The sequence below is a fragment of the Myxococcota bacterium genome, assembly GCA_040387835.1.
Taxonomy (GTDB): domain Bacteria; phylum Myxococcota; class UBA727; order UBA727; family JABDBI01; genus JAZKCZ01.
This window is the reverse complement of sequence record JAZKCZ010000001.1, coordinates 88506-114946: the sequence shown is the minus strand read 5'-3', so window position 1 is coordinate 114946 and position 26441 is coordinate 88506. Positions and strand designations below refer to the sequence as shown.

Annotated in this window: 30 protein-coding genes; 7 read left to right on the top strand and 23 right to left on the bottom strand. The window is 47.3% G+C overall.

The features are described 5' to 3' along the window. Positions 1–11 precede the first annotated feature (11 nt). The 6 genes from V4534_00560 to V4534_00535 are packed head-to-tail and all read right to left on the bottom strand — an operon-like array spanning position 12 to position 5616. Complete coding sequence (locus tag V4534_00560) at positions 12–812, bottom strand: helix-hairpin-helix domain-containing protein (GenBank protein MES2503351.1); 801 nt, start codon at positions 810–812, stop codon at positions 12–14. A 27-nt stretch (positions 813–839) separates the two neighbouring features. Beyond that, positions 840–1241, bottom strand: a complete 402-nt coding sequence (locus V4534_00555) for a hypothetical protein (protein MES2503350.1) — start codon at positions 1239–1241, stop codon at positions 840–842. Then, positions 1223–1519 carry a rhodanese-like domain-containing protein gene (locus tag V4534_00550; protein MES2503349.1) on the bottom strand — a complete coding sequence of 99 codons (297 nt, stop codon included), beginning with the start codon at positions 1517–1519 and terminating at the stop codon, positions 1223–1225. The genes V4534_00555 and V4534_00550 overlap by 19 nt, the downstream gene beginning before the upstream one ends. Positions 1520–1529: 10 nt before the next feature. Then, positions 1530–2432 carry an ABC transporter permease gene (locus tag V4534_00545; protein ID MES2503348.1) on the bottom strand — a complete coding sequence of 301 codons (903 nt, stop codon included), beginning with the start codon at positions 2430–2432 and terminating at the stop codon, positions 1530–1532. Further along, complete coding sequence (locus V4534_00540; GenBank protein ID MES2503347.1) at positions 2429–3943, bottom strand: ABC transporter permease subunit; 1515 nt, start codon at positions 3941–3943, stop codon at positions 2429–2431. Before V4534_00540 ends, V4534_00545 begins: the two co-directional genes overlap by 4 nt. Then, the gene (locus tag V4534_00535; protein ID MES2503346.1) at positions 3940–5616 is read right to left on the bottom strand and encodes a peptide ABC transporter substrate-binding protein; all 1677 of its coding nucleotides are present in this window, start codon (positions 5614–5616) and stop codon (positions 3940–3942) included. The genes V4534_00540 and V4534_00535 overlap by 4 nt, the downstream gene beginning before the upstream one ends. A gap of 41 nt (positions 5617–5657) precedes the next feature. Between V4534_00535 and V4534_00530 the strand changes: the two genes are divergently transcribed. Beyond that, on the top strand, positions 5658–6137 hold the full coding sequence (locus V4534_00530; protein ID MES2503345.1) for a hypothetical protein: 480 nt from the start codon (positions 5658–5660) through the stop codon (positions 6135–6137). On the opposite strand, the gene V4534_00525 is transcribed toward V4534_00530, so the two are convergent. From V4534_00525 to sctU, 3 genes are read right to left on the bottom strand one after another with little or no spacing between them, the layout of a single operon-like run. Further along, on the bottom strand, positions 6123–6536 hold the full coding sequence (locus tag V4534_00525) for a CesD/SycD/LcrH family type III secretion system chaperone (protein MES2503344.1): 414 nt from the start codon (positions 6534–6536) through the stop codon (positions 6123–6125). The genes V4534_00530 and V4534_00525 overlap by 15 nt on opposite strands. Further along, positions 6524–6919, bottom strand: a complete 396-nt coding sequence (locus V4534_00520) for a hypothetical protein (protein MES2503343.1) — start codon at positions 6917–6919, stop codon at positions 6524–6526. Before V4534_00520 ends, V4534_00525 begins: the two co-directional genes overlap by 13 nt. Next, the gene (sctU, locus tag V4534_00515) at positions 6909–7970 is read right to left on the bottom strand and encodes a type III secretion system export apparatus subunit SctU (protein ID MES2503342.1); all 1062 of its coding nucleotides are present in this window, start codon (positions 7968–7970) and stop codon (positions 6909–6911) included. Before sctU ends, V4534_00520 begins: the two co-directional genes overlap by 11 nt. A 68-nt stretch (positions 7971–8038) precedes the next feature. On the opposite strand from sctU, the gene V4534_00510 reads away from it, so the two are divergent. After that, complete coding sequence (locus V4534_00510) at positions 8039–8572, top strand: MepB family protein (protein MES2503341.1); 534 nt, start codon at positions 8039–8041, stop codon at positions 8570–8572. A 69-nt stretch (positions 8573–8641) separates the two neighbouring features. On the opposite strand, the gene V4534_00505 is transcribed toward V4534_00510, so the two are convergent. Next, positions 8642–9688 (bottom strand): small ribosomal subunit Rsm22 family protein, encoded by a 1047-nt coding sequence (locus V4534_00505; GenBank protein MES2503340.1) that lies wholly within the window; start codon positions 9686–9688, stop codon positions 8642–8644. On the opposite strand from V4534_00505, the gene V4534_00500 reads away from it, so the two are divergent. Next, on the top strand, positions 9687–9869 hold the full coding sequence (locus V4534_00500) for a hypothetical protein (protein ID MES2503339.1): 183 nt from the start codon (positions 9687–9689) through the stop codon (positions 9867–9869). The two genes, V4534_00505 and V4534_00500, sit on opposite strands and share 2 nt — an antisense overlap. Here V4534_00500 and efp read toward each other — a convergent pair whose 3' ends face one another. From efp to V4534_00470, 6 genes are read right to left on the bottom strand one after another with little or no spacing between them, the layout of a single operon-like run. Next, positions 9870–10427: an elongation factor P gene (efp, locus tag V4534_00495; GenBank protein ID MES2503338.1), complete on the bottom strand. Its 558-nt coding sequence runs from the start codon at positions 10425–10427 to the stop codon at positions 9870–9872. Between the two features lie 18 nt (positions 10428–10445). Beyond that, positions 10446–10757 (bottom strand): hypothetical protein, encoded by a 312-nt coding sequence (locus V4534_00490; GenBank protein ID MES2503337.1) that lies wholly within the window; start codon positions 10755–10757, stop codon positions 10446–10448. After that, a complete protein-coding gene (gene pilO, locus V4534_00485) occupies positions 10757–11608 on the bottom strand; it encodes a type 4a pilus biogenesis protein PilO (protein MES2503336.1) in 852 nt (283 codons plus the stop codon). Before pilO ends, V4534_00490 begins: the two co-directional genes overlap by 1 nt. Further along, complete coding sequence (locus V4534_00480) at positions 11605–12027, bottom strand: PilN domain-containing protein (protein MES2503335.1); 423 nt, start codon at positions 12025–12027, stop codon at positions 11605–11607. The genes pilO and V4534_00480 overlap by 4 nt, the downstream gene beginning before the upstream one ends. Positions 12028–12031: 4 nt before the next feature. Then, a complete protein-coding gene (locus tag V4534_00475; protein ID MES2503334.1) occupies positions 12032–12841 on the bottom strand; it encodes a prepilin peptidase in 810 nt (269 codons plus the stop codon). A 53-nt stretch (positions 12842–12894) separates the two neighbouring features. Beyond that, on the bottom strand, positions 12895–13305 hold the full coding sequence (locus V4534_00470; protein ID MES2503333.1) for a hypothetical protein: 411 nt from the start codon (positions 13303–13305) through the stop codon (positions 12895–12897). 524 nt (positions 13306–13829) lie between these two features. Between V4534_00470 and V4534_00465 the strand changes: the two genes are divergently transcribed. Beyond that, positions 13830–14525 carry a hypothetical protein gene (locus V4534_00465; GenBank protein ID MES2503332.1) on the top strand — a complete coding sequence of 232 codons (696 nt, stop codon included), beginning with the start codon at positions 13830–13832 and terminating at the stop codon, positions 14523–14525. 16 nt (positions 14526–14541) lie between these two features. Next, positions 14542–15666 carry a pepsin-like aspartyl protease gene (locus V4534_00460; GenBank protein ID MES2503331.1) on the top strand — a complete coding sequence of 375 codons (1125 nt, stop codon included), beginning with the start codon at positions 14542–14544 and terminating at the stop codon, positions 15664–15666. Here the strand turns inward: V4534_00460 and mfd are convergent. After that, positions 15637–18981 (bottom strand): transcription-repair coupling factor, encoded by a 3345-nt coding sequence (mfd, locus tag V4534_00455; protein MES2503330.1) that lies wholly within the window; start codon positions 18979–18981, stop codon positions 15637–15639. The two genes, V4534_00460 and mfd, sit on opposite strands and share 30 nt — an antisense overlap. A gap of 44 nt (positions 18982–19025) precedes the next feature. Between mfd and rsmD the strand changes: the two genes are divergently transcribed. Beyond that, positions 19026–19589, top strand: a complete 564-nt coding sequence (gene rsmD, locus V4534_00450; protein ID MES2503329.1) for a 16S rRNA (guanine(966)-N(2))-methyltransferase RsmD — start codon at positions 19026–19028, stop codon at positions 19587–19589. Positions 19590–19753: 164 nt separating this feature from the next. Here rsmD and rplL read toward each other — a convergent pair whose 3' ends face one another. The 6 genes from rplL to secE all read right to left on the bottom strand — a co-directional run bounded on the left by rplL (position 19754) and on the right by secE (position 22811). Beyond that, entirely contained in the window at positions 19754–20137 is a 384-nt protein-coding gene (gene rplL, locus V4534_00445; protein ID MES2503328.1) for a 50S ribosomal protein L7/L12, read from the bottom strand. A gap of 5 nt (positions 20138–20142) precedes the next feature. Further along, the gene (rplJ, locus tag V4534_00440) at positions 20143–20661 is read right to left on the bottom strand and encodes a 50S ribosomal protein L10 (protein MES2503327.1); all 519 of its coding nucleotides are present in this window, start codon (positions 20659–20661) and stop codon (positions 20143–20145) included. Positions 20662–20793: 132 nt separating this feature from the next. After that, complete coding sequence (rplA, locus tag V4534_00435) at positions 20794–21498, bottom strand: 50S ribosomal protein L1 (GenBank protein ID MES2503326.1); 705 nt, start codon at positions 21496–21498, stop codon at positions 20794–20796. Positions 21499–21500: 2 nt separating this feature from the next. Further along, the gene (gene rplK / locus V4534_00430) at positions 21501–21944 is read right to left on the bottom strand and encodes a 50S ribosomal protein L11 (protein ID MES2503325.1); all 444 of its coding nucleotides are present in this window, start codon (positions 21942–21944) and stop codon (positions 21501–21503) included. 36 nt (positions 21945–21980) lie between these two features. Continuing rightward, positions 21981–22526: a transcription termination/antitermination protein NusG gene (nusG, locus tag V4534_00425; GenBank protein MES2503324.1), complete on the bottom strand. Its 546-nt coding sequence runs from the start codon at positions 22524–22526 to the stop codon at positions 21981–21983. Between the two features lie 3 nt (positions 22527–22529). Further along, on the bottom strand, positions 22530–22811 hold the full coding sequence (gene secE, locus V4534_00420) for a preprotein translocase subunit SecE (GenBank protein MES2503323.1): 282 nt from the start codon (positions 22809–22811) through the stop codon (positions 22530–22532). A 186-nt stretch (positions 22812–22997) separates the two neighbouring features. Here secE and V4534_00415 point away from each other — a divergent pair, with 186 nt between their 5' ends. After that, on the top strand, positions 22998–26429 hold the full coding sequence (locus V4534_00415; GenBank protein ID MES2503322.1) for an AAA family ATPase: 3432 nt from the start codon (positions 22998–23000) through the stop codon (positions 26427–26429). Positions 26430–26441 lie beyond the last annotated feature (12 nt).

Genomic DNA, 26441 nt, shown 5'->3' with positions numbered 1-26441 from the left:
TCAGACTCCGGTCACAAACCAAGGTTTTGACTAAACCAGCCGCCCGTTAGACCATCTAACTCAGCCGTTAATTCTTGAACTTTGAGCGCATTTTCGATTTTCGTTTGGCTATTAGGCGCATCTTGTATCTGCTTGGAGATTTGCAGCCGCCGACGCTCGAAATAAGCCTCGTTAATGCGGCCAATGATTCGCTCACGCATGAGTGATTGGCGCAGAAATTCACGACCCAGTCCAACTTCATCTTGATTAAAAATCAGATTGTTGAAATGCCATTCAGCTTTGAAATGGAATCTGAGATCGTTGCCATGTCTCATGCCTTGCGTTTCTGTTCCGCCTGTTTTTTCCCCGGTTGATTCCAGATGACTGGTTCTTGGGTCAACGCCTGAAGTAAACTTGGGAAGCCAATGAGCTTTGCGGGCCCGAGATATCCATTTCCTAATTTGTTCTGGGTGAGCGTTCGCATATTTGAGCGCCTGCTCCTGCACTGTCTGCACGGAAGGCTCCTTGCCATAACCAGTCAGCAAAGCGTCTACTTCTTCGTCTGAGATAACGGCAGGGAGCTTTGATTTTGGGCTGCTTTTGGGCGCTCTGCCAATGGTCGCGAATCTTTTGACTTTCTCGAACAGCTTGGGCTTCATGCCTTGAATCAGCAGCAAGTCTTCCAGGCTCGCAAAGCCACCTTTTTCATTGCGGTGATCGACAATGCGTTCGGCCATTTTGAGGCCGACGCCGTCCATGGTTCTCAATTGTTCAATGGATGCCTGGTTTAAATCGACCAGTTGGAAAGTAAAGAAAACCGTTAATAGCCACACCCATATTAGACAAGTATCTAACGCGGATTATTCACGCTTTTTAGCGCGCTTTCTCATGAACTCGTGAGTCAAAATCACCGGGATGTAAAACACCAAATCCCCGGCTAGCTTACCAACCAATAGCCCAAGGCCGGGTCCTAAAAGTTGTACGCCGACGTATAAAGTTGCAGGCCGTAAAATCAAGCTGTCGAGCAATTCAGCAGGGCCAAATTCGGCCAGAATATGCCATAGATTCTCCCGCGCCTTCAGCCTTTGATAAAGAATCACGCCATAAAAGCCGACATTTTCACCCATGGCACCGCCATAAGCTTCAATCCAGCCGATATGAGAAAAATGCTCGACCAGATAATAGCCGGCATACACGCCCAAAGTACCAAATATTTCAGAAGGCCCGTAGCGCTTCATCCATCTTAGGAGTGTTTTTGCCATGCTAAAATTCCGCCTGATAAGTTCGATAAATTGGTAAAGCCGCGCGTTGCAAATCGCTCCGCCATCTGCTGGCTGCGTCCACCGGAGCGGCATTGAAAGACGATGTCCGCGTCTTTATCGAGGTTTTCGATATCCACGGCAGGCATATCGAGCATAAGTATTGCGCCAGGAATTTTGGCCTCGTCCCATTCTTCTCGCGTTCTCACATCAATAAAATGAAACGGGCGCCCACTGGCCATTTTGGCCTTCAGGTCTGAAACCGTAATTTGGTGAATCATAATCTTTCTATTAATGCTTCATTACTTGGTGCGGATCAAGGGCGTCCCTTAAGCCGTCTCCAAAGAAGTTAAAGCAAGACACGGTCAATAAGATAAAAAACCCAGGCCAAAACGCCAGACTAGGATCGGTCTTGATGTAGTCCACCGCATTGTTAAGCATATTGCCCCAAGAAGACACGGGCGGTTGGACCCCAAGCCCCAAAAAGCTCAAAGCCGCTTCATACAAAATATTCTCACCCACTTCTAAAGTCGCAGCAACAATAATCGGCGCGAGGGCATTGGGAAAAATATGAACCAGCAATATACGCAAGTTGCCAGCCCCAAGAGAACGAGCCGCCGTTACGAACTCTAGGTTTTTTAGCTGCAACGCTGCCGCCCTGGCAAGCCTGGCCACCGTCATCCAGCCGAAGAATACGATAATAATAATCAGTTTAACCACCGAAGAAAAATTACCGCTGGTTAAGCTCGAAGGCCCAAACATGATTTCCAAATCGATGGCCGAAAAGACGATCATTAAAGGCAACACCGGTATCGACAGCATCGCATCGGTAAAACGCATCAAGCAAGTATCGAGCCAACCACCAAAATAACCTGCCAGCAGTCCAATAATAGAACCAATAATGGCCGAAGTGATGGCCGCAATAATGCCAACAGCCAACGAAATACGTCCACCGAATAACAGCCGCGTAAATACATCCTGACCTAGCTCGTTGGTGCCTAGTAAATACGGCCAACCAGCCGGTCTATTGACCAACTCCAACGAAGCCATGTCATGAGAAACACCTAAAAAAGACTGAATCAGCCCCGCCGCCAGTGCGAGCAGCACCAAAATCGCCAATATAAACGCAGAGCCCAAAGCCAAGCGGTGCTTTTTAAACCGCCGCCATACCAGCTGTCCAAAGGATTCGGTCATGATTTCCTCATCCGCGGATCGACCGCAATATAGAGCCAGTCCGCAAGCAGATTGCCGAGCATGACTAAAAACGCCAAAATCAGAAACACCACAATGGCCACGTAATAATCGCTGTTCGCGATGGCATCATATTCCAAGCGCCCAATACCGGGCCAAGAAAACACCGTCTCAGTCAGCACTGCACCGCCAAACAATGAAGGCACCGACAAGGCCAAAATGGTCACAATGGGAATCAACGCATTTCGAAGCGCATGCTTTAAAATCACCACGCGCTCAGACAAACCTTTAGCGCGTGCCGTGCGAATATAATCTGCCGGCAACACTTCGAGCATGGAAGCCCGCATATAACGCAGCCAACGTCCCACATACGCAATAGACAAAACCATTACCGGCAACACAGCATGTGCGAAGCGATCCTGAAGCACCGCCAAAAATCCCTGCCGATGAATACCTGGCGTTTCGATCCCGCCAGCCGGAAACCATTGCAAGGATTCCGAAAACCAAAACATAACCATGATGCCAAACCAAAACACCGGCAATGAAATCCCGACAAATGCCAAGAAGTTCAAAACATAATCCAGCCAGGTATGTTGACGATATGCGCTTAGAATTCCCAGTGGCAACGCAATCAGCAACGAAAACAGCAGTGCGGGAATCATCAGCGCCAAGGTATTGGCAATACGCCCCCCAAGCAAATCCCAAACAGGTCTTTTATAGGTATTCGAAAAGCCAAGGGCGCTGGTATCTCCCAGCAAGATAAATACAAAGCCACGATTAAACAGCTGGTGATTCGGAATCGGATCCTGTTCTACAGCAAACGCGCCTAGCGCCTTTTCCCCAAGATTATTTTTCACGGAGAATGAAATGGCCCTCTGGCCAGAAGCCCTTTCTTTCCAGGTATAAACGCCCTTCGAATCGATGGATCCAGGACTTGCGACATCCAGCTCATAAGTCAGCCCACCGGTACTACCAGTAACAAACTTCGATAAATCGACAGAAAACTTATCCGCTTCCTCAACCACCTGATTCGGTATCGGGGATACCGCCAGCTGCCCAGTTATCTCAATCTTAGGATCGATCAAAACAGTCCCAACCGATTCAAGGCCGGCCTGATTTTTGAGCACATACCAAACCCGTCCACCTGAAATCTCACCGCCGAATAAAAGCGCGGCGCTTTGCTCCGGCTTATTAAGCTTTGCGCTCAAAAAACGCGCGCGATCTTGGGGTGCAGGCAGCTCAGCTTCTGGGATTGGCATCAAAATATCGACTTCCGGCGCGCGCGTAGGCTCGTAGTATCCCCATGCCCAACGGACATATTGGATATACCAAGGCTTATCTAAGCCTTTAAGCTTTTTGAGCCTGACGATATCTTCTGCTTTGATTCTAGGATTACTGGTAATCAACAAATCAACGGGATTGCCTGGCATATTGAGCATCAGCGCGAAAAGAAAGACGCTCAAACCAAGCAAAATCACGACCATTTGCAAAAAGCGAGAGAGCATCCGTCTCATAGTGACCAACTCCAGTCTTTAGCATTCCAAGTCACCGGCTGCAAAATCCCTGTGGGCTTCCAGTTTTTCAGACCCTTTTTGGTCACACTCACCTCAACTCGGAAATATAGTGGCAGCGCAGGCAACTCTTCGGCGAACAATGCTTCAAAATCATGCGCGATCTTCACCCGTTTCGCATCGTCCAGTTCTAAAGATGCCGCTTTCAGAAAAGCATCTGCTTTAGGATCGCAAAATCCGCTCATATTTTGACCCATGTAATTATTAGATGCCTTGGGGATATTGTCACAACGCCAAATGGTGTCAGACAGTGCCACCGGATCTTTATACCAAGAGTACAACGCCATATGCTTAAATTTGCGTTTGTGCAGCGTCTCTGAAAAGAACGTTTTCGCTGGCTGATTTCGAATTTCGATATTAACACCGATTTTGTACCACTCAGCTTGTAAAAGCTGCTCTACTCGCTCGCGAGACTTGTTGCCGGAGGTCGTCATAAGGATGAGCTTGAGTGGCTCCCCGTTTTTTTCTCTGATGCCATTAGGCGTTTTTCTTAGCCAACCCGCTTCCTCCAGCAATTGCTGCGCTTTCGCAGGGTCATAGCCATACTGCCGCACATTGGCATTGAAATACGGCGACTTTTCAGGCTCAGTTCCGTGCGCAACAGCCTGTTTGCCTTTAAATAGAAGTTTCGAAATCCCTTCCCTATCAGCGCCATAAGCCAGCGCCTGACGCACGCGCTTATCTTTTAAGATTGGGTTATCCAGATTGAAATCAATATGCTCCCACACAAGGCCCGGCGTGAAAAAAAAGTTAAACTTATCGCCGTATCGCTTTTGAAAATTAAGCGCCTGGTCGAGATCGAGACCAACGGTTGAAATCGCATCGATATCGCCAGCGACCAGGTTGGATTCGAGCGTGTTGGTCTGCGGTATCACCTTGAAGACAACTTCTTTTACCTTAGGCTTGCGCGAGCCTTGCGCGAACGGGTTTATTTCCGCGCGAATGAATTCGCCTGGCGACCATTCCTTTATGGTGAAAGCCCCGGCCAAGAGGGGTGCCTGCCCGAAATCGCTTTTTTTGAGTCTTTCAGGGGCGGCTTTGTAAAGCGGCCCAACGATGTGCGCGGGCAAGGCATCGTGGTTTCTATAATTATGGTAATAGGCGTAAGGTTCTTTCCAGGTCACCACCAGCGTCTTTTTATTAGCGCCTTTACTTTGCATGCTCTCAATTTTTTCGATTTTGGTCCGGTCAATAATTTCCTGGGTGGGATCTTTTTCAATTTGATATTCCAGAATAAAATCGTCGGCCGTTAAGGGCTTGCCGTCCGGCCAAAAAAAGTCGTCTCTGATTTCCCAAGTCGTGCGCATTTTACGCTGACCATTCTCAGTAAATAGCTCCAACTTGCCATTTTTAATGGTCGGTATCTCTTTGGCAGCCCAAGGTATCAGACGCCATTGCTCGTCAAAAGCCGTTAAAGTGTATAGCCCAATGCGAGATACCTCTTCGGAAACCATCATTTCTTTGAACGGACCAAAGAGCGAATCCGGCTCTTGAGAAATGCCGATGGTCACCGTGTCTGGCACGGCGGCCCCTTCTGGAATCCAATGCTCTTTGGTCTGGCAGCTGAGCAAAAGGACCAAGGGGAGAAATAAAATACAAGAAACCCGGTTGCTCATCTGAACCCCTTCCGCTACTAAATAGACAAGGAGACTCGTCCATGTCAACTAAAACGATCTCGCAGATCCTCGTGCTTGGTTTAATTCTCGTCGTCGCAGCATGTAAGCCAAAACTTATTGCAAACACCAGTGTCAAAGACAACCGTTCAAATCGCGCTGTTATTGCCTTTATGGAAGAATATCGAAACGCCATCGTGTCTCGCTCAGTGCCTGACATCATGAACTTGGTTTCGCCTGATTATTCTGAATCCAACGGCACCGCTGATCCAAACGACGATTACAACTACGCGCAACTGCAAGAAAAGCTCGAAAAGACTTATGCACACGTGAAAGAAGTCACCATCCGAATGCATGTGCAAAATATCTTTAAGAAAGATGGCAATGTGAACGTGTTTTACTTCTATAACCAACACAGCCTTATTGCCATGCCTGCCGGCGAGCAATGGACTGCGGTGAACGATGTCAACCGTCTGGTCTTAAGGCCCAAAGATAAAAGCTTCGAAATCCTAAGCGGTCTTTAAGCTTCGATAGAGCGCCCAGGCCTTTTGTGACAGCATTTGGTCTTGCCGGCTCATTCTTCCCAGCGCTTCTTGCAAATCGGTTTCAGCATCATGTTTGCGATCCAAGTAAATATAAACCTCTGCCCGATTCACATAACCATGAGGTTGCTGCGGGGCCAGTTGAATCGCAAAGCCAAAATGTCTTAAAGCTAAGTGGCTATCCTCTCGCTTTTGCGCCAATACGCCCAGCGCTCGGTAGTAATACTCATCAGTCGGGTCGATGGCCACCAACCCTTCGAACAAAGTTTGCGCATCATCCATCTTGCCTTGCATCATCATGAAATAGGCGATTTGAGCGATAGATTTGAGCTCGGGATCGGTATAGCCCTTAATGGCTTTCAAAGTTTTCAGTTTTTCCACGTGCGCTCCCGCGAGATTTGCTCGACATAGCTTTGGTACTGCTTCAAGACCTTGGCCATGGCGCCTTCTCGTTCCACAAAAGGCTGAAGCGCTGCCCCTTGAGTAATTTTGGCATCTACGCGACTCAACACATTGCGCACATGTGCGGCTGTTTGAGCGCTGGAATGCCATTCACCCAGGCCTGCCAGCCTCAAAGCGTCGGGCGATTTGCTAAGCCCAATCATTTGCCATTGTTCTGCTGCAGGCTGAGGGGCAATGGCAGCAGGAAGCGCGTTGGTAATCTGCGATTTCAGGACATCCAAATCAGCCGGTCGTAGGGACTCATCCTGCTGAGGGAGCCTAGAAACGTTCGTTGCCAGATTGTTTTGTATCCTATCTGCCATTTTTCCTCCTTAATTCGTAAACAAAGTTAAGCACCTCTGCCACTGCTTCGTAAAGTTCTTCCGGAACTTCTTCGTCTAGTTCCAGTTTATGAAGCGCCTGAGCCAACGGAACGTTTCTCAAAATGGGAACGTTATATTGCTTTGCGATTGATTTTATCACTTCTGCGTTCTTATTCATGCCTTTGGCAATAATAATCGGGGCGGAGCTTTTTTCGGCATCGTATTTGATGGCCACTGCGTAGTGAGTGGGATTGGTAATGACGGCGTCTGCTTTTTTGACCGCTTGTTGACTGCCATGCATGATCATTTCTTGAGCGAGATGCTTACGCTCGGATTTCATCTGGGGATCGCCCTCAGCCTCCTTGTACTCCTGCTTGATTTCGTACTTGGTCATGCGCATGCTTTTGTTGAAACTATAGCGCTGCCAAAAAAAGTCAGCGATGGCGATAACCAAAAATAGCACCGCAACTTTAAGGCAAATATCTTTTAAAATATCATAAATAATAGGCAGCGCTTCCCATAGCTCCAGCTGCTGCATATTCACCAAATCATAGACGGCATCACGCAAGACAAAATAAACCACGGTCGATACCATGATAAATTTGACCAATTGCTTTAAGACTTCTACCAGTCTCTTGACACTAAAGAGCTGCTTTACCCCTGAAATCGGGTTAATTTTATTCAGCTGAGGCTTCAAAGGCTCCAAAGTTAGTAAAAATCCGACCTGGGCGTAATTGCCAATCAAAGCAAAAACAAAAGCTGTGCCCACAACAGGTACTGAGACCAAAAGCCAGGTCCAAGCCCCTTCCCTGAGCACCGCGACCACCGCATGGTCTAACTGCTGGCTATGAAGTGAGCCCATGCTTAACATGAGCAAAGCGTTCATTTTTTGGACCATCCAGGTGGTAAAGCCACCTAACGCGCCCAAACAGCCAACAAATATCAAGGCAGAAGTGAGGTCTTGGCTTTTGGCAATTTGGCCTTTTTCCCGAGCTTTACGAAGCTTCTGCGGGGTCGGCTCCTCGGTTTTTTCTTCGCCTTGTTCTGCCATCTTGTAAAAAAATCTAAGATTCTTTGGGTATTTTGACAAGCTTTAATCAAAAAAGCATACTAATTGTAATGAGTGAGAACGTGCCAAATGAAATCCTAATCAGCCAAAACAAGGTTTTCGAGCCATTGGATTTACGCATTTTGGACATCAGACCAGAGGCCGAAAGCGAAGATTACGGCGCCTGGCTTTTCACTCTGAATACTTGCAAAATATTATTTAGAATTGCGAAATCAACGCCTACCAAGATTGGCCAATTTGTTACCCTTTGGAAACGGGAAAATAACGGCCCCATCCAGCCCTTTGACGCATCGGACGATATCGACCTGTTTGTCATTTGGAGCCGCAAGGGGCGCCATGCTGGCCAGTTTGTTTTCCCGAAATCTGTGCTGGTGAGCAAAAATATCGTTACCGAAAACGATAAAGAAGGAAAGCGCGCCATCCGAGTATATGGGCCATGGGAAGACGCAACCTCGCATCAAGCAAAGCAGACCCAGAAGTGGCAATGCCAATATTTTCTGGATTTAAGCGAAGGTAAAACCGTTGATTTAGCTAAAGCCAAGGCGCTCTACCAAGCAACCACCCCGTCATTGCGAGGAGCGTAGCGACGCGGCAATCTAGCTTTAAAATGGATTGCCGCGTCGCTACGCTCCTCGCAATGACGATGTAGGTGACTATTCTTTCGTAACCTTAATCACATTTCTCGGCCACCTTTTTGGGTCTGTGGCATCCCCACGAATCATCTTGGATAAGATCTGAATCGGGTCTTGCTGATGCTGCGAGAGCGTTAGCAATCCATTCGGCGTACAAGCATAACGCCTCAAAACCCCATCCGCGTTCATGAGGCCGCTAACAATGCGGCAATCTGTTTTAGACTTATACCCAGAGTCACGCCTGGCGATGGCCAAATAGCTGCATTTAAGAAACTCACGGTCGAAACCAATCTTCCGATCAATCTCAAACAATTCTTGTGGCCTGATATGCGGTATTTCCGCATGGCACCAATTACTTCTAGATGCTAGCAACGGACAAAAAGGTACTTTAGGCGGGCAAGGCGCTAAAATTTCAACCTGACCACTTTCATAAAGCCAGTTACGAATCCACATGATGTCTCGACTGGCCAAACGCGAAGCCGGCTCAATAATTAACAACACCCCATTAGGGGCCAGCCTATTAACTGCATGCACAATTAATTGCTGCTTTTCCTCAATATGCCGCTCACCTTCACCAAACTCGTTGAGCACATGAGCCATCAAAATTAAATCAGCTTCAAAATCTGGCTTCCAATACTGCGGCGGGCCCTTTAAATTGGAGCGCACTAACTTAATATCGGGCATTTTTTTATCGCCCAAAACGCCTTCAAAAAATTCCAGGCCCGACCGCATCGGACCTAAATCTTGGTCGACTGCCATCACTTTGCCCAGCTCGCCAAATGATAGATAAGCGCCCAAAGTGGCTGATAACGGTCCTGCACCCAAATCCAGAACCCTCGGCGCTTTAAACGGCAAGTTCAAACTATCCAGCAATCGAGCGATTTTCACCGCGTACAATGGCATGTAATAGCCCAAGTAGGCTCTTCGAAGACCTGGCTTTCTGAAATAGTCAGACAAAGACTCCGACCTATCAACGGTCAGGGCTTTCCACAATTGTCTGATATCCGCCACCAAATTGGATGGATGTTTCGATTTCGCAAACTGAAAAGCCTGATATTCTAAATTCATGAAAGTTGGCACCACAGTACCAGATCCTTGGGTTATTGAAGAAGAAAACGATCGCCAAAAGCGAGACGAAGATCAGCCCGAAGGGATTATCTTGCCCCCACCCGGAGAGATAGCGCCAAAGGAGCCTAAAAAACAACCTGAAGAAACGCCGGAGCATCAGGTCGTTATCATCGACCTATAATTAAGCGCGCTCTAAGTAGTCACCAGTACGGGTATCAATCTTAACTTTGTCACCTTCGTTCACAAACAAAGGCACTTGGCAGGAATAGCCTGTGTGGAATTTAGCCGGTTTGGTCGCACCACTCACAGTGTCTCCGCGCACCGCAGGCGCGCACTCAACAACATCGAGCACAACGCTCTTAGGCAATTCAATGTTGACGGGCCTACCCATATAAAACAACAAAGATACAGCAAGGCCTTCAATTAAAAACTCAGCACTTTCGCCCAAAATCTTCTGTGGAACTTCAAACTGCTCAAACGATACCGGATCCATAAAATGGAAAATACCATCGGTGTTGTACAGGAATTGAACTTCGCGGTCATTCAAATCAGGCACACCAACTTTATCACCGGAGCGGAAAGTAGGGTCAATGGTCAATCCAGTCAGCAAATTTCTGAGTCGTGTTCGTACAATCGCAGCACCTTTGCCGGGCTTATGGTGTTCAAACTCGACAATTTGATAGGGGTCGTTTTGAAAAAGAATGCGAAGGCCCCTGCGAAAATCGGATGTGCTGTACATAGGGACCAGGCTTTAACGCTAATCCCCGGATATTTCAAGAGCTGGCGTGCTATCCGGAGTGCCAGTCTCACTAATTACGGCTTGTAATATTTCAGGCCATGTGGTGTCTACCAATCGTAAATTAATCAACTTACCGACGGATATTTTATGAGTTGTTTGCAACTTACCTTTGAGACGGATTAGCTCCAAAACACTTTCAGCCTTGGCGTTTCTAAATTCAATGAAAGCAATATGATCGTCAGATGGACTGCTTAGCTGCGCATCATTCAGTTCAATGGATTGTGCAAAAAGCTGACCGCCAAACAAAATAAAAAATAACGTTATTTTCATTATTCGCTCCAGGTCAACATCGTGTTGGCGCCATTCTTAGTCAGAATCAGATGGCTTTCTTGAATCGAACTGACGGTAAAACCGCCGGGCGCCGAATCTCCCACCGAAACGATTTTGGAGGCTCCCATGGCATCCTCGAGGATGGCCGTCCATTCATCGCCTTCATTTACAACACCGACCAAGTGAAGACCTTCTGATTTCAACACATGGGTGTCGATAAATGGATTACGTCTTAGCCTTATCACGCTGAGAGGCTGCTCAAGAGGAATTGTCGGAGCCGTGCCAAGGTCCAAAAGATCATTGTCACAATCGTAGACCCTCGGCATTTCTGCTCTGGCGACGCTGGTCCAATCCCCATAATAGACGCTCATAACCATCTCGGCTTCATCATCTGAATAAACCAAGCTTTCCAGTTTCATGATTCGCCCACCGCCGGATAGTCTGGCGAGTAAGGCAAACACCCCAGGGAACTTACCGCTGGTTTTAATTAGTAAGCGCTTTTGAAAGACATTATTGGTTTTGGTCGTAGACAGGACCTCAAAACTGACTAAAGCAATTTTGGCTTCTTTCGCTGCACGAGCCACGCTCGTCCAAACCCCAGCAACTTGATCGGTCTCAGGAATTTTCCTATCCAGCTTCCACTGCAACTGCTCCAAAACTTCAGTATATTTTTCGAAATATTGCTGCTTCGATATTTGGTCCACTTTATTTTGAAGGCAGCTCAAGTCCGAAATTTTTCTGAGTAGCATTTGGCGATAGACAATTTCATCTTGCAGCCACAAAAAATGCGCACCACCCCAACTTAGGACTACCCATAAAAAAACGGCAAAACTGATGAGGAGCGTTTTCATAAGTTACCAACCGCCTCAAAGGCCGTTTTTTTCAAATCGACCAATTTCAGTCCTGCCCTGGCCAAAAAGCTTTCGAGCTCCGCGCTGGATTCGGACCTGCCGCTAATTTTGAGCGTATTTCCTTCTAAAGAAAAACTTTCCAGAGAAATCTGCTTTGGCAAATTGCTTAAAAACGCAGCCAGCTTATTATATTTTTTTATTTTTTGACTGTCGAGCGACGTGACACTGGCAATTTTATCTTCGAGCTTGTTTTTCAGCTGGCTCAGATTCTCCGCCTGTAACCAAACGGGGCCATCCGCCTCGACTCGCTTGCCCAATACTTCCAAGCCATCAAGGAGCTTCTTATTCTCATGACTGGCAAACATTAAAAAGCAGCCAATCGCAGCAAAATTTAACAGAATAAGAATAACAAATTTCATCTACTTAATAATATATCAAATTCCACATGCTGATTTCAATCGCAGACAGCGCTAAAAATGGCCCAAAAGGCATAGATTTTTGAGGCGGCACCCAGTCGTCCTCAGGTAAAGGCTTACGTGTCCAGGTAAACAGGCTATACATTAAGATGCCCTGCAAGCTTGCCAGCAGGATCATAATCGGCAGCGGCCGCCATCCAAGCCCTGCCCCAATCGCGCCAATTAAAATTGGATCGCCCCATCCCATGGCGTACTCATCGGCTTTCAAGCGCTTTAACGCTCTTAAAATCCAAGTTGATGTTAACAAAAACACAGAAAAGAACGTTAAACCGGCAGCCATCCCAATTAAACGATCTCCAAACAGGTATCCGCTTTGAAAATAGCCCAGAAACAAGCCAGCTACGGTCATGATCGCAGGCAATTGCAACGGAATCATCCATGAATCCAAGTCAATCAAACCAATGGCAAGCAAAACCGTGCAAAATATAAACACGTCGCATGCCTGCACCAAGTTTCCCGCAAATAGAGCGCATATCAGGGCAAAAAGACCCACGCAAAACTCAACCGCCGGATACCGAAAAGACACGCGCGTTCGGCAAAATCGGCATCTGCCACGCAAAAAGAACCAAGAGACAATGGGTATTAAATCACGAATCCAAAGCGTCCTCCGGCAGTGATAACAATAGGATCGCTGGGTTAAGAATCGGTGTTCATTGCTCTGCAAACGCAGGATAACCACGTTTAGAAAGCTGCCAACGCAGGCACCGGTTATAAAAATGAGTAGGAAAACATAAAATTCCATGATTGCTTCTAGCATAATAAAAAAGCACGGGATTAGCCCGTGCTTTTTCAAGATTTTCGTCTCAGGAACTAAGCAGCTCTTTTAGAAGCTGATTTTTTGCTGCCTGAGCTTTTTACTGCTTTATGTTTTTTAGCAGCTGGCTTTTTAGCAGCTGGTTTTTTCTTAGCAGCTGGCTTTTTCTTGGCAGCTACTTTTTTCTTAGCTGCTGGCTTTTTCTTGGCAGCTGGTTTTTTCTTAGCGACTGCTTTTTTAGCAGCTGGCTTTTTGGCAGCTGATTTCTTCTTAGCAGCTGGTTTTTTAGCTTTTTTGGCCTTTGCTTTCACTGCAGCGGCTTTTTTCTTGTCAGCCATTGCTTTTTTCTTAAGCATTAAGGTTTTTTTCTTAGCTTGAGCTGCGGCTTTCTTCTTAGCTTGTGCTGCAACTTTTTTCTTCTTGGCGTCAACTTTCTTTTTCTTAGCGGCTAATTTCTTTGCTAACATGGCCTTCCTTTGTTCAGCTGTTCTACGACGTTTCTTGCCTTTTCGAGCAGTACCCCCGCGGCTTGCTTTAACGCGAGCGATATCACCGGCCTTATCTACGTAATATAAGAAGTTTTGGTCTCTCTTCATGTCGGTCTTCAAGACCAATTCAGGATGCTCACCTCTTTTCTTCTTTTCGCCACCGCGAACCATTTTCGCACGATAGACGTTCAGATTTTTATCAAGATAGTAAAGCCATCCTTTTTTGCGCTCAATTCCTGCGCGCACGACTTTCTCAGCCATTTTCAAGTCCTCCTGTAACGGGTTTGCATTTGGGAAACCCTTTATCTAATACTATCTTCTCTTAAGGCGGCAGAAGACGTCGAGTCCTCTAGACTAATTTGTTTAATAACTCGATTATTTCTTCAATAATATAAAATCGAAATATTTTCAGGCACTTGCCGCTTCAAAAAAAGGGGACAAAGATTGCATAATTGCGTATTGTCCCTCTAGTCTCTTAGTGTATTTATGCAACTATGTCACCTATGTTTGAATTAAAGGCACGTTTCACGAATGCGATTCACAAAAATCGCCTCGGAACCGCTCTATTATTTTTGGGCGAGAACGAAGATCTCAAAGAGCAGACAGCCTTGCAGCTCGGCGCAGGGCTGTTATGCGAAAATAAAGCCATCCCATATGGGTGCGGTGAATGCACCAGCTGCAAACACGTTTTAGAAAAGCGCTCACCGCGCCTCAGATTTTTAGAACCTGAAAACGAACAAAAGTCCGAAATCAAAGTTGATCAAATACGCGATTTAATCAGCGCATCAGGTAATCCATCTTGGATTATCCCCAAGGCACACCTACTCAACAAGCAGGCCAGCAACGCCTTATTAAAAACGCTTGAAGAGCCCAGATCAGGCCAATTCTTTATTTTGCTAGCCCCCGACACCCGCTCGTTGCTTCCAACGCTGGTTTCTCGCTGCCAACGCATCTTTTTCGGCGGCTCCCCAGCCAATAAACTTGAAGCGCCAGAAATTCCAACAAGTTTATTTGGCCGGATTGAGCTCATCGACCGCTTAATCAAAGACAAAGCGGACTTGAACTCACTCTTTACTGCCTGGAGTCAAGACGCCTCTGCAGAATTCAAAGAAGCGCTATTTAAAGCTCAAGAAAATTTGAAAAGACACGCCAATGCCCAACTAACGCTTGAAGCTTTGTTGCTTTCAAAAAACCCTTAACGCTATGGTAGGCAGCATGAACTGCTTACCCATTCTGCTTATTATCTTGGCACTCACGGCCTGCAAATCTGCAGAGCAACCTGTCTGCGATACTGAAGGCGTGCCTCTAGCTCATCAAACAAACAAAATCTTTAAAGGCCCATTGCAAACCCGCGGCTCTGAATACCATGTCTCGCTGGAGGTTAATGGCACGCCAGTAATTGCCATTGCCGATACAGGAAGCTCCAACTTAGACCTAGCGAGTGGTCAGAATTTTACCCCTTCCGGACAATCTATCGGCACATACAGCATAATGTATGGTGCCGGCGGTAATAACACCATTGACGGGTATCATGGAACTGTAGGCCTAAATTGCTTGAATCAAACTGCCATTAAGCCGGTGCTGTATGGGTATATCCAACCAGGCTCTGCCCAAAACGAAAACATTCTGGGGCTAGCCTACCGAGGAAAGGAACTCTACCCTGCGGGTTATCCACCAGAACATGCTTTCTTTGGCCAACTGGTAAATCAAACAGCGAAGACAAGCACGCCGATATTAGATGAATTTGCGATGCTGCTATGCGGCGTAAATAACGCCAACAGCAAGATAAATTTCGGCGGCACCAGCAGCGCATTTCAGGGCACCTTTGTGTATACACCCACAATCGACCCGAGCTACTATGTGATTAATACGCCAACCGTCAGCATCAACGGCAACAGCATGGGCTCGTTCGATTCCACAATGGCCACAATCGTTGACAGCGGGACAACACTGAATCTTGTCCCAAACGCAGTTTTGTGTGCAATTGTCGCACAAATTGAATCTAAAGGCGGTGCAGGAATAACCGGGATTGATTGCAAGAATAATTCAAAACCAACCGGCACAGGCAAGAATATCAGTTGTCCTGAAAACAGCGCTTTAGCGAACCTACCTGATGTCGACATTGCCATAGGGAATCCTTCCACTACTTTAAGCATAAAGCCGAGCACTTACTTTAAAAAGTTAGACAACGGTCAATGCTTCTTCGGATTTGGGTCCAACGCTGGCGTCGGCCTCAATATTTTAGGCCAAGTCACTATGGAAAATTACTACGTTCATTTCGATCGTAAAAATACGCGCATTGGCTTTGGTTCAAACGCCATGTGTGGCAATCAAACCTAAAGCTCGCTTCGCTAGCTCAAACCAGCTCTCTTTGCCATCATGCGCAAAGAGCAGTTTCATTTTGGGTGTTAGCGACCACGCGGCTGCTTGTGCCTTAACAAACTCGGCTAGTTTCAACGGATCGAGCCGCGCTCTATCTCCCAACGAAAACACCAAATGCGTTTTAGTAACTTCAAGACCTAACAAAAATAGCTTTTGCAGCATTTTTTTAAGAATCATGACCTGCACCAAAGCATGAACTTCCTCAGGCACACCACCAAACTGCGCCTGCAAATCATCGATCACTTCGTACAGAGCCCCTTCGGTTTCAGCACTGGCCAAGCGTTGGTAGTAACCCATGCGCTCGCCCAAATCAGAAATATAGTTTTCAGGGATTAACGCTGCCTGAGGCACCTGAATATCTGGATCCGGTGCTTCCTGCGGCGCTTGACCTTTCAGCTGCTCCACCGCTTCTTTTAAGAGGTCCGAATACAAATCGTAACCCACTGCTGCCACATGCCCATGCTGACTTTTACCTAGCAAATCGCCTGCGCCCCTAAGCTCCAGATCGTGCTGCGCGATTCTAAATCCTGCTCCCAGTTCACTAAAGCGCTGCAAAATCTCCAGCCGCTTACGCGCAATAGGCGTCAGCGTCTCTTCGCTTCCTGGAATCACCAAATAAGCAAATGCACGCTCTTTGCTACGACCAATACGCCCGCGCAACTGATAAAGCTGCGCCAAACCAAAATCATCGGCATGGTCGATAAACATCGTGTTAGCTGTAGGCACATCGATGCCTGTCTCTATAATAGTTGTGCATACCAGCACATGAAACTCATGCTTCATGAACCGAATCATGGTGTCTTCCAAATCGTGTTCGTTCATTTGGCCATGGCCCACTTCAATACGTGCCTCAGGGATCAAAAGACGCAGGTAGTCAGCCCGCGCATAAATACTGCTGACGCGGTTATGAACAAAGTAAACCTGACCGCCGCGCTGCAACTCACGCAAGATATTTTCTCGAATCATTTCGTCTTCAAAACGAACCAAAGACGTTCGAATGGCCCTGCGATCGACCGGAGGCGTTTCAATCACGCTCAAATCTCTAATACCGAAAAAGCCCATCTGAAGCGTTCTGGGGATCGGCGTGGCCGATAGCGTCAAAATATCAGTATGCGTGCGAAGTTTTTTCAAATGCTCTTTGTCTTTGATGCCAAAGCGCTGCTCTTCATCAACGATCACAAGACCTAAATTCTTAAAGCCAACATCCGAAGACAAAATTCGATGCGTCCCGATCAAGATATCAACTTTGCCATCTCTAGCCTCAGCCAATATGTCCTTAATTTGGCTCGCTTTTTGAAAGCGACTCACCACTTCCACCCGGGCGCCGGAGCTTTTAAAGCGCTCTCTGAATGTAATACCGTGCTGTTGGGCCAAAATCGTCGTAGGTGCTAAAACAGCCACTTGCTTGCCGCTTAATACAGCCAGCATGGCTGCTCGCATGGCAACTTCTGTTTTGCCGTAGCCAACATCACCGCAAATCAACCTATCCATCGGCTTGTCTTTTTGCATATCGCTCAAAACATCATCGATAGCCTTTTGTTGATCTGGCGTCGTCTCAAATGGAAACTCGGCTTCAAATTCTGCGTAATGACTTTCAGGCGCCTTGAACAACGGCCGTTTGACCAGTTCGCGCTTGGCATACAAGTTGAGTAGATCCTGAGCCATGGCCAACACAGCTTCTTGAACTTTTTTCTTACGTGTCTGCCAACCCTGCCCGCCAAGTTTATCCAGGCGAGGATTTTGACCTTCGGCCCCTGAATAAGGCTGGATCAAATTAATGCGGTGCACCGGCAAATATAATTTGTCTTCACCTGCATAAGTCAGCAGCAAATAATCTTGTTCAATGCCCCGCACGTTTAAGCGCGTTAGGCCTTTAAACAATCCAATCCCATGGTCCACATGAACAATCGGATCGCCCACTTCCAAATCGGCCAGGGTGGTTTTAAAGCCACCTTTTTTCCCGACCTGCCGCTTGGCTTTAACGCCAAAAACATCGTCTTCCGAAAATACTGCGTAGCCAAGATCACTAAACACTGAACTCTGCGCTGGAGGCTCGGGCTTTGCGACAAAAGTATAAGCATGAATGGACGTATTAAATTGAAAAGCCGCAAAAAAGCTAAACGTCGAAGTTAAATGCCGCACCTGAACTCCATGCGACTCCAACAACTCTTTATATAGATGCACTCCCGCCAACCCACCAACCGGCAGCAGCACCGAAACCCCATCTCGGTGAAGCTCATGTACCCTCTTAACCAACGCCAAGATCTTACCCTCTCCCTCCGGGAGAGAGAGATTTTGGCTAACCAAAATGGGAAGAGGGCTCCCCGCACCCGTAGGCACCAACCCCTCAATCTCACTTCTCCTCCACAAAAACCCAGCAGGCTCAAAAGCCAACTCCCCTCGAACCAAAGCCGTCTTATAATGCGCCTCATAATCGAGCTGCTGCAGCATCGCTGCATCCCAAACACCCTCAAAATCCTCAAACAGCCACTGCGCCCCACCCAGCAATTCAAAAATCGACCCAAGCCGCTCATAAAAAGCGGGCAAAAATCCCTCAACACCAAAAAAAGCAATGCGATTAGATAAATCCGCCAGCTTCTCCCGAAGTTTAGGCGTTGGATATTCTAGCTCGTCAGCCAAATCTCTCAGCGCCTGCGTGGCTCGCGCGACATTGGCATCGGTCAGTAAAATATCGCGCACCAAGCCAAAGCGGGACTCGTCCAAATTTTCTATCTTTTTTTGCGTTCCCGCATCGAAGAAATACAACCGTTCGATTTCGTCCCCGAAAAGGTCCACACGAACAGGATGGGCATTCCCCGTCCAATAAAAATCGACAATGCTGCCCCTCACCGAAAAAGTACCGGGATCTTCAACCGAAGTTACCTGAGTATAACCAGCATGCAAAAGCTGCTTCACCAATTCATCCCGCGGAATCGTGCCCCCGTGAGAAAGAAACTCAAGCTCATCCAAAAGTACTTCAGGCGGCAAAATCTTAACCGCCAGCATCTGAGGTGCCATGATCAAAACTTTAAATGGCTCATCCGCAACCAATTTTTGCAGAATCGCTAATTGCTCCATATGCCAGACGGGATCAGGTGAAGTCGCCTGATAAGGCGTGCGCTCTTCAGGCGTTAACAACCATGCCAAACCAGCCTGCTCACCCAAAAGAAACCGAACGTCCCGGTACAACAGCTCAGCCTGCTTTTGATTTTTTGCTATCAAAACGACCGGTTTTAATGAACTTTGTTTTACAGCCTGATGCGCAACTTGCATAAGCGCTTGTATGACACAAAATCATGCTCTAAGGAATAAAGCCCATGGCAGGAACACTCAGAATAACCGGCGGCACAATGGTGCGCCAAAGATTTAACGTCCCAAATGAAGCAGATGAAAATCTTGTAAGACCAGCAAGCGACAGAGTGCGTGAAGCCATTTACTCGTCTTTAGGCACACATATTATAGACGCCAAAGTGCTCGATCTATTCGCAGGCAGCGGCGCTTACGGTTTTGAAGCCATCTCTAGAGGCGCCAAAACTGTGTTCTTCACTGAAAAATCCCGTGAAACTGCCGCCTGCGTGAAAGCGAATATCGCCAAGCTCAAATTAGGTTCAGTCTGCAAACTCCGTGAATGTGATGCCTTAACTTTCGTTAAATATAACGTTGTTGGAGAAGGCATTTTTGACCTGGTTTTTGTCGATCCGCCTTATACCCTGAAGCTTGAAGCATCATTTTGGTCAGACTTAAAGCCCTGCCTCCATGAAGATACTTTGGTGGTCTTTCGCTGCAAGAGCAAAGAAGACTTCACCTTGCCAGAAGGCTATGAATTTGTTCGCGAGAAGAAATACGGCGGCACCTGGGTGGCGTTTTTGAGACGGGTGTAACCTCACCCTAAATCCCTCTCCAGTACCTGGAGAGGGACTTGAAAACGTTGATTACTCCCCTCTCCACTTGGTGGAGAGGGGCTGGGGGTGAGGCCATAAAAAAATCGGGAGGTGGCTTCATTTTACTGAAACCCTCTCCCGATTTAACTCGCTTAAAGTTCTAACTATTTGATAGAGACTTTAGCGCCTTCTGCTTCAAGCTTTGTCTTCATTGCTTCAGCGTCAGCTTTGGACACGTGTTCTTTCACGGTCTTAGGAGCGCCGTCGACGAGATCTTTAGCTTCTTTGAGGCCAAGACCTGTCAATTCGCGAACGACTTTGATCACTTGGATCTTCTTGTCGCCAGCGGCTTCAAGAACAACGTCGAACTCAGTTTTTTCAGCTGCTGCTGCAGGAGCACCTGCTGCAGGCATTGCTGCCATCATCATGCCACCACCGGATGCGGCTTTTACGCCCCATTTGTCTTCGAGCATTTTGACAAGCTCTGAAGCTTCCAAGATGCTAAGAGCCGATAGTTCTTCGCCTAATTTTTCAATATTTGTTGCCATTTTTACTACTCCTTATCCTTTTCTACTTTTGCCGAAATTACACCCACCACATGCGATGCTGGAGCGTTAATCTGAGCCAGCAACTTAGCCGGTACAGCATTAATGGCGCCCAACAACTGCGCACGCAATTCATCCAGACTTGGCAATTTGGCGAATGTTTTAATCCGTGCCAAATCCAGTCTTTGACCAGCGTTATAGCCAGCCTTAATCTCAAATTTCTCTAGTCCTTCTTGGAACTTAACCAAAATCTTCGCAGGTGCCACAGCGTCTGTGTCACTCCACGCGATTGCGGTTGAGTTTGCGAAGTCTTCGAACAAAGCTTTGACAGGAGTGCTGTCAGAAGCGATGCGAGCTAATTTGTTCTTAATTACTTTAAAACCAACGCCTGCCTCATGAAGGTTGCGGCGCAACGTGGCTATTTGGGTGGCATTCAGGCCTTGGACGCTGGTCAAAACAATTGACTCAGCAGAACCAAAAACACCCTTTAAAAATTCAATCTGTTCTTGTTTATCCGCTCGTTCCATTCGCACATCTCCTTAAAATAAATCGAGACATGCGCTGTTTAATCCTCGCGGAAAATTCACACTTATGTCTCGGCAGGTTGTTTAAGCTTTATTAAAAAAGCCCCTGCTGTCATTGACTCAAAATCTTAAATACTACTCAGCTACAGTCATCATCTGGGACACATCTAGTTTCACACCAGGGCCCATCGTTGATGATAGAGTTACTTTGCGTACGTACTGACCTTTAACAGTCGCAGGCTTGGCGCGCAATACTGCTGCAAACAAAGTTTTCAAATTGTTTTGAAGATCTTCAACTGAAAAAGACACGCGACCGAGTGGTGCATGAAGTGTTCCAGTCTTATCAACCTTGAATTCAATCTTACCGGCTTTAATTTCTTTAACAGCCTTAGCCACATCCATGGTCACTGTGCCAACTTTAGGGTTAGGCATGAGACCTCTAGGTCCAAGAACTTTACCAAGTTTACCCACAACAGCCATCATATCTGGCGATGCGATCACTTTATCGAAGTCCATGAAGCCACCTTCAATGCGGGTAGCCAAGTCTTCAGCACCAACCACATCTGCGCCAGCATCTTCAGCTTCTTTAGCTTTAGGGCCTTTAGCAAATACAGCGATACGGACAGTTTTACCGGTACCGTGAGGCAGAGCGACTGCGCCTCTGATGTTTTGGTCAGCGTGTTTCGGGTCTACACCCAAGTTCATCGCAACATCAACCGATTCATCAAACTTTGCAGTTTTGCATTCTTTGACAAGAGCACAAGCTTCGCTCACAGCATAACGCTTTTGAGGTTCAACTTTTTTGCTCGCCTGAATAAATTTTTTACCGTGCTTTGACATTCTTAAGCCCCAACCTCAATGCCCATAGAACGGGCAGTACCTGAAATGATTCGAATTCCAGCTTCCACATCGTAACAGTTCAAATCAGGCGCTTTGGTTTTAGCGATCTGAGCAACTTGTTCGAGGGTCACTTTACCAACTTTTTCCTTGCCTGGGTTTTTAGCTCCTGCACCTGGCTTTTTGTCGGTTTTAAGGCCGGCAGCTTTCTTCAGCAGAATCGATGCTGGGGGTGTTTTGCACTCGAAAGTGAAAGACTTATCGGAATAAGCCGTGATCACGATCGGGATCACCATTCCAGCTTGATCCTGTGTCCGAGCATTAAACTCTTTACAGAAACCTGGAATATTGAGGCCGTGTTGACCTAACGCAGGTCCTACTGGTGGGGCTGGTGTGGCCTTTCCTGCCGGAATCTGCAGCTTAATAAATGCTGTAATCTTCTTTGCCATAATTTTTCCTCGTTTTTCTTAGGCAGACTTTTGGAATTACGCAATACGCTCTACTTGCGCGTAATCCAATTCAACAGGTGTTGCACGGCCAAAAATAGATACCAAAACACGCAGTTTCTGCTTTTCGGGCTTCACTTCTTCCACTGCGCCACTAAAGTTTGCGAACGGACCTTCAATTACTTTGACTTGGTCGCCTTCCACAAACTCAATCTTCGCCCGGACTTTAGGGGCGCCATGCACCATCGCATGCATCCGTTCAACTTCAGCAGCGCTCAAAGGTACAGGCTTTTTAGAATTACCCACAAAGCCAGTTACTTTCGCAGTGTTACGCACCAAATGCGCAGTTTCATCTGAAAAGTCCATCTGAACTAATATGTAGCTTGGAAAGCATTTACGGCTTTGAGACTTACGAACGCCCGATTTAATTTCTTCTACAACTTCGGTCGGAACCCAAATCTCGCCAAATCGCTCTCCCATCGAATACTGAGCGATCCTATCTTCAAGGCCTTTTTTTACCTTGTTCTCAAATCCTGCATAGGTATGCACGACATACCATTTTAAATCTGCTGTTGTTTCGGTCATAATTTATCCCAAAAAGAAATCATGGTTGGATAGCCAACCAAAAATAGAGTCAAAAAAGCCTAATATAAGCGCTGCAATCAAAGACACCAGAATCACCGTGAAGGTCGCTTTCCGTGTTTCCATCCAAGAAGGCCATGCGACTTTATGCAATTCTTCAATGCATTGTTCGATAAAGTCTCTAGCCCTTTGATTCAAAAAAGCACTATAAATCAGAGCTATAAGCGCGAGCGCCGATCCTACCAAGTTTGACAAAAGGAAATTTTGTCCGAGCAATGGGGTATCCATTACCCTGAAAAACCCAAAGATCTCTCGGGTTGCAAGGGTAAACACCGTACCTACTAATAAAGTAGCTAGGGTATAAAATAAAAATACCAGGGTTCCTTTGGATCGCATGGTAGACTCCGGGGCAAGCAAGCGTAAAAAAGAGGGACCTGGATAGCACTACTTTCAAAAATTGTCTAGTCTAAGCCCATGCGGATTAAGCGGCTGGAAATATTTGGCTTTAAATCATTTGCCGATCGAGCGGTTATTCATTTTGATGCTGGCGTTACAGGAATTGTTGGGCCCAATGGTTGTGGCAAATCGAACGTCGTGGATGCCCTGAGATGGGTTATGGGTGAGCAAAACGCCAAACACCTGCGTGGCGATCAAATGCAGGATATTATCTTTAATGGATCACAAAATCGCGGACCCATGGGCCTCGCAGAAGTGTCATTAACACTGGAAAACGACGGTCAATTAGTTCCTAGCGAATACAGTCATTTCGATGAAATTGAAGTCACTAGACGTCTCTACAGAAACGGCGACTCCGAATATGAAATCAATAAACGCACTTGCCGATTGCGAGATATCACTGAATTTTTTCTGGGCACCGGCGTAGGAACCAAAGCATACTCGATAATCGAACAAGGCCGAGTGGCAAGCCTAGTACAAGCAAAACCAGAAGACCGTCGCCAAATCATCGAAGAAGCCGCTGGAATCACCAAATATAAAATGCGAAAGCTTGCTGCCGAGCGAAAAATGGACAGCACCAGCCAAAACCTACTTCGCATTAATGATATTACCAAGGAAGTCGAGCAACGCTTAGGCTCTTTGGAAAAACAAGCCCAAAAAGCCGAGCGCTTTCAAAATCTAAACGCCCAAATCCGCGATTTCGAGCTACATGAAGCCAGCATCCGTTTCTTCGATTTCACCAACCAAGCTCAGTTTCACCGCATCCAACACAGCGCCGCAGAAGAAGCGCTCTTAAATCAATTAGAAGCCATCGCCAGCCATGAAGCTGCCGTCCAAACGGAACGTGATCTGCTAAACGATGCGCAGCAAAAGCTGAACCTCACACAAAGCATGATCCAAGCCGTAGACAGCTCCATCGCGCTGTCCCAGCGGGATATCCAGTTTACCGAAAGCACGCTTGCTTCCAAACAAAAGCAAGCCCTGCACACTGCTGACGAAACCAAACGCATCGAGCAACGACTGCTACAACTCAACGCAGAAAAAGAGCAACTCGCCCTCCAAAAACAAACCGTTGCCGCCGAAAACGCCAATGTAGAACAGCGCGTCAGCATCGCCTCCGCCAACCTGCAGCAGCTAACCGCTACCCGCGCTGGCTATCATCAAACAACCAACTTAATTCAATCCAAGATCATGCAGGCGGCCCGAGAAGCCACTCAAGCTCAGGGCGAAATCAACTCGCGCATTCAACAGCGCGAACAAGCCAAACAGCGGGAAAAAACCTTAGAACAAGAGACCGCTCTTCTAAAAACTCAACTCGAAGCCGCCGACAGCCAAAGGCAGTCGCTTGCCGCAGACATTCAAAAGACAAACGAAGAAAAACAGTCGCGTCAAATTGAAATCAGCGCAGCTCAAACGGCACTCAGCGAACTAAACAACCGCCTAAACGAAGCCAATCAATCAAAGCAAAAGCTAGCAGCAAGCCTCGCCTCCAAACAAGGCCGCCTAAGCGCCCTCATCGAATCGCTGAAAGATCCAAAGCGCCCCGAACACGCCGGCCTAAAGCGCGCAGGCGAGCTAGTCGATATCCCAGAATCCTTCGAAAGCCTGATCGAAGACGCCTGCGGCGATCGCCTAGAAGCCTACCTGGTTCAAGATCTGCTCACAGGCCTCGAACTCTCTCAAAAAGGCCGCTTGCGCTTTTTCACCGACACCAACAACCCGCTTAAATTCGACATTGTCGAAAACACCGAAGAAGCGCTTGTAAAATGGCCGAAAGCCCGCCAAGAAGGCATCATCCTAATCACCAAATCCGGTGAACTTTACGACATCGACGGCTCATGCGTTGCAGGCGACCGCGTAAAAAGCGCCGGCCTCTTAGTCAAAAAACGCGAGATCGCTGCCCTTCAGGCCGAACTCACCACGCTTCAATCCGAACTAGAGTCCAGCACTCTAGCCATCGAAGTCCTAACCAAAGAACAACAAAGCACCCGCGATCAGCTAGACGCCCTGAAAACTCAACAGCAAACGATCTCCTTAAGCGCAGCCCGCCTAGAAGAAGCTCTCAAAAACCGCGAAAGCAGTGACAAGAGCCTGCGCTCAAGAATTTCAGCACTAGAATCCGAATCGGCCAAATTGCAAGTCAACCCAGCCTATTCAGAAGACCAACTCAAAGCCCTACAAGACAAATGGGCCCTAGCTCTAGAAGTGCATCAAAAGTTGGAAATGGACCTCTCCGCTCATCAGCTTCAGATGACCCAATTTGAAACCGATTTCGCAGCCCAAAGCGAAGCGTTCACTCACATTAGAATCGAAGCCGCTTCAGCCAAAGAGCGCTTAAGCCACTTAACCAGATCCGAACAACAAACCACTCAAAATATCGAAGACATCAGACTTCAAATCCAAAACCTAAGCCGGCAACTCAGCGAACTCTCCGAAGATGAAATCCAGCTGCACGCACAAGCGAAACTAGCCGCCGAAAAAATCGAAACAGCCACCAAAGAACTCGCGGCGCTTAAGCAAAACCAAATCGCCGAGCAAGAATCCTGCGCCAAACAAAGACAAGTTCTGGCAGGCCTAGAAGCCGGCATTTCAAAGCAACGCCAAGACATCGATGCTCTGCAGAAGCTAACGCACAAACTACTCCTAGAAATTCGCGAAGCCGAACTATCCCTTGAAGCCGTAAACAAGCGCCTTTACGACAAGTACCAACTGCTCCCAGCGCAAATCATCCACGACTATCATCATAAAAACTTTGACGCCGAAACCAGCGAAGCCGAGCTTAAAACACTTAAACGCCAACTGGATAACCTAGGCCCGATCAATCAAGGCGCTATCGAAGAATTCGCTGAACTCGGCAAACGCTACACCTTCTTAAGCACCCAAAGCGAAGACTTAGCAAATGCCCTAGGCCAACTAGAAGCCGCCATTCAAAAAATCAATGAAACGACCAAACAGCGTTTCGAAGAAGCCTTCAACGCCATCAATGAGCGCTTCTCTCAAGTCTTCCCAAGACTCTTCAGAGGCGGCAAAGCGTGGCTCGAGCTAACCAATCCAGCAGACCTCTTAAACACTGGCGTGGAAATCTTCGCCCAACCGCCAGGCAAAAAACTTGCCTCTATTGCACTCATGAGCGGCGGTGAGAAAGCGCTGACCGCCACCAGCCTGATCTTCTCCATCTTCCTCATCAAGCCCTCCCCTTTCTGTCTATTAGACGAAGTGGACGCGCCATTAGATGAAGCTAACGTAGACCGCTTCAGCCAAATGGTGGCCGAAATGTCAAAGATTTCACAATTTATTGTGATCACCCACAATAAGCGCACCATGGAAAAAGCCGATCAATTATACGGCGTCACCATGGAGCAAGCAGGCATTAGCAGGACCGTTCACGTACAAGTGAACGACAGAGCCCCCGCCCCTACACCTGCTGAATCCGAACTTTGGGTACAATGAAGAGAAAAGCCT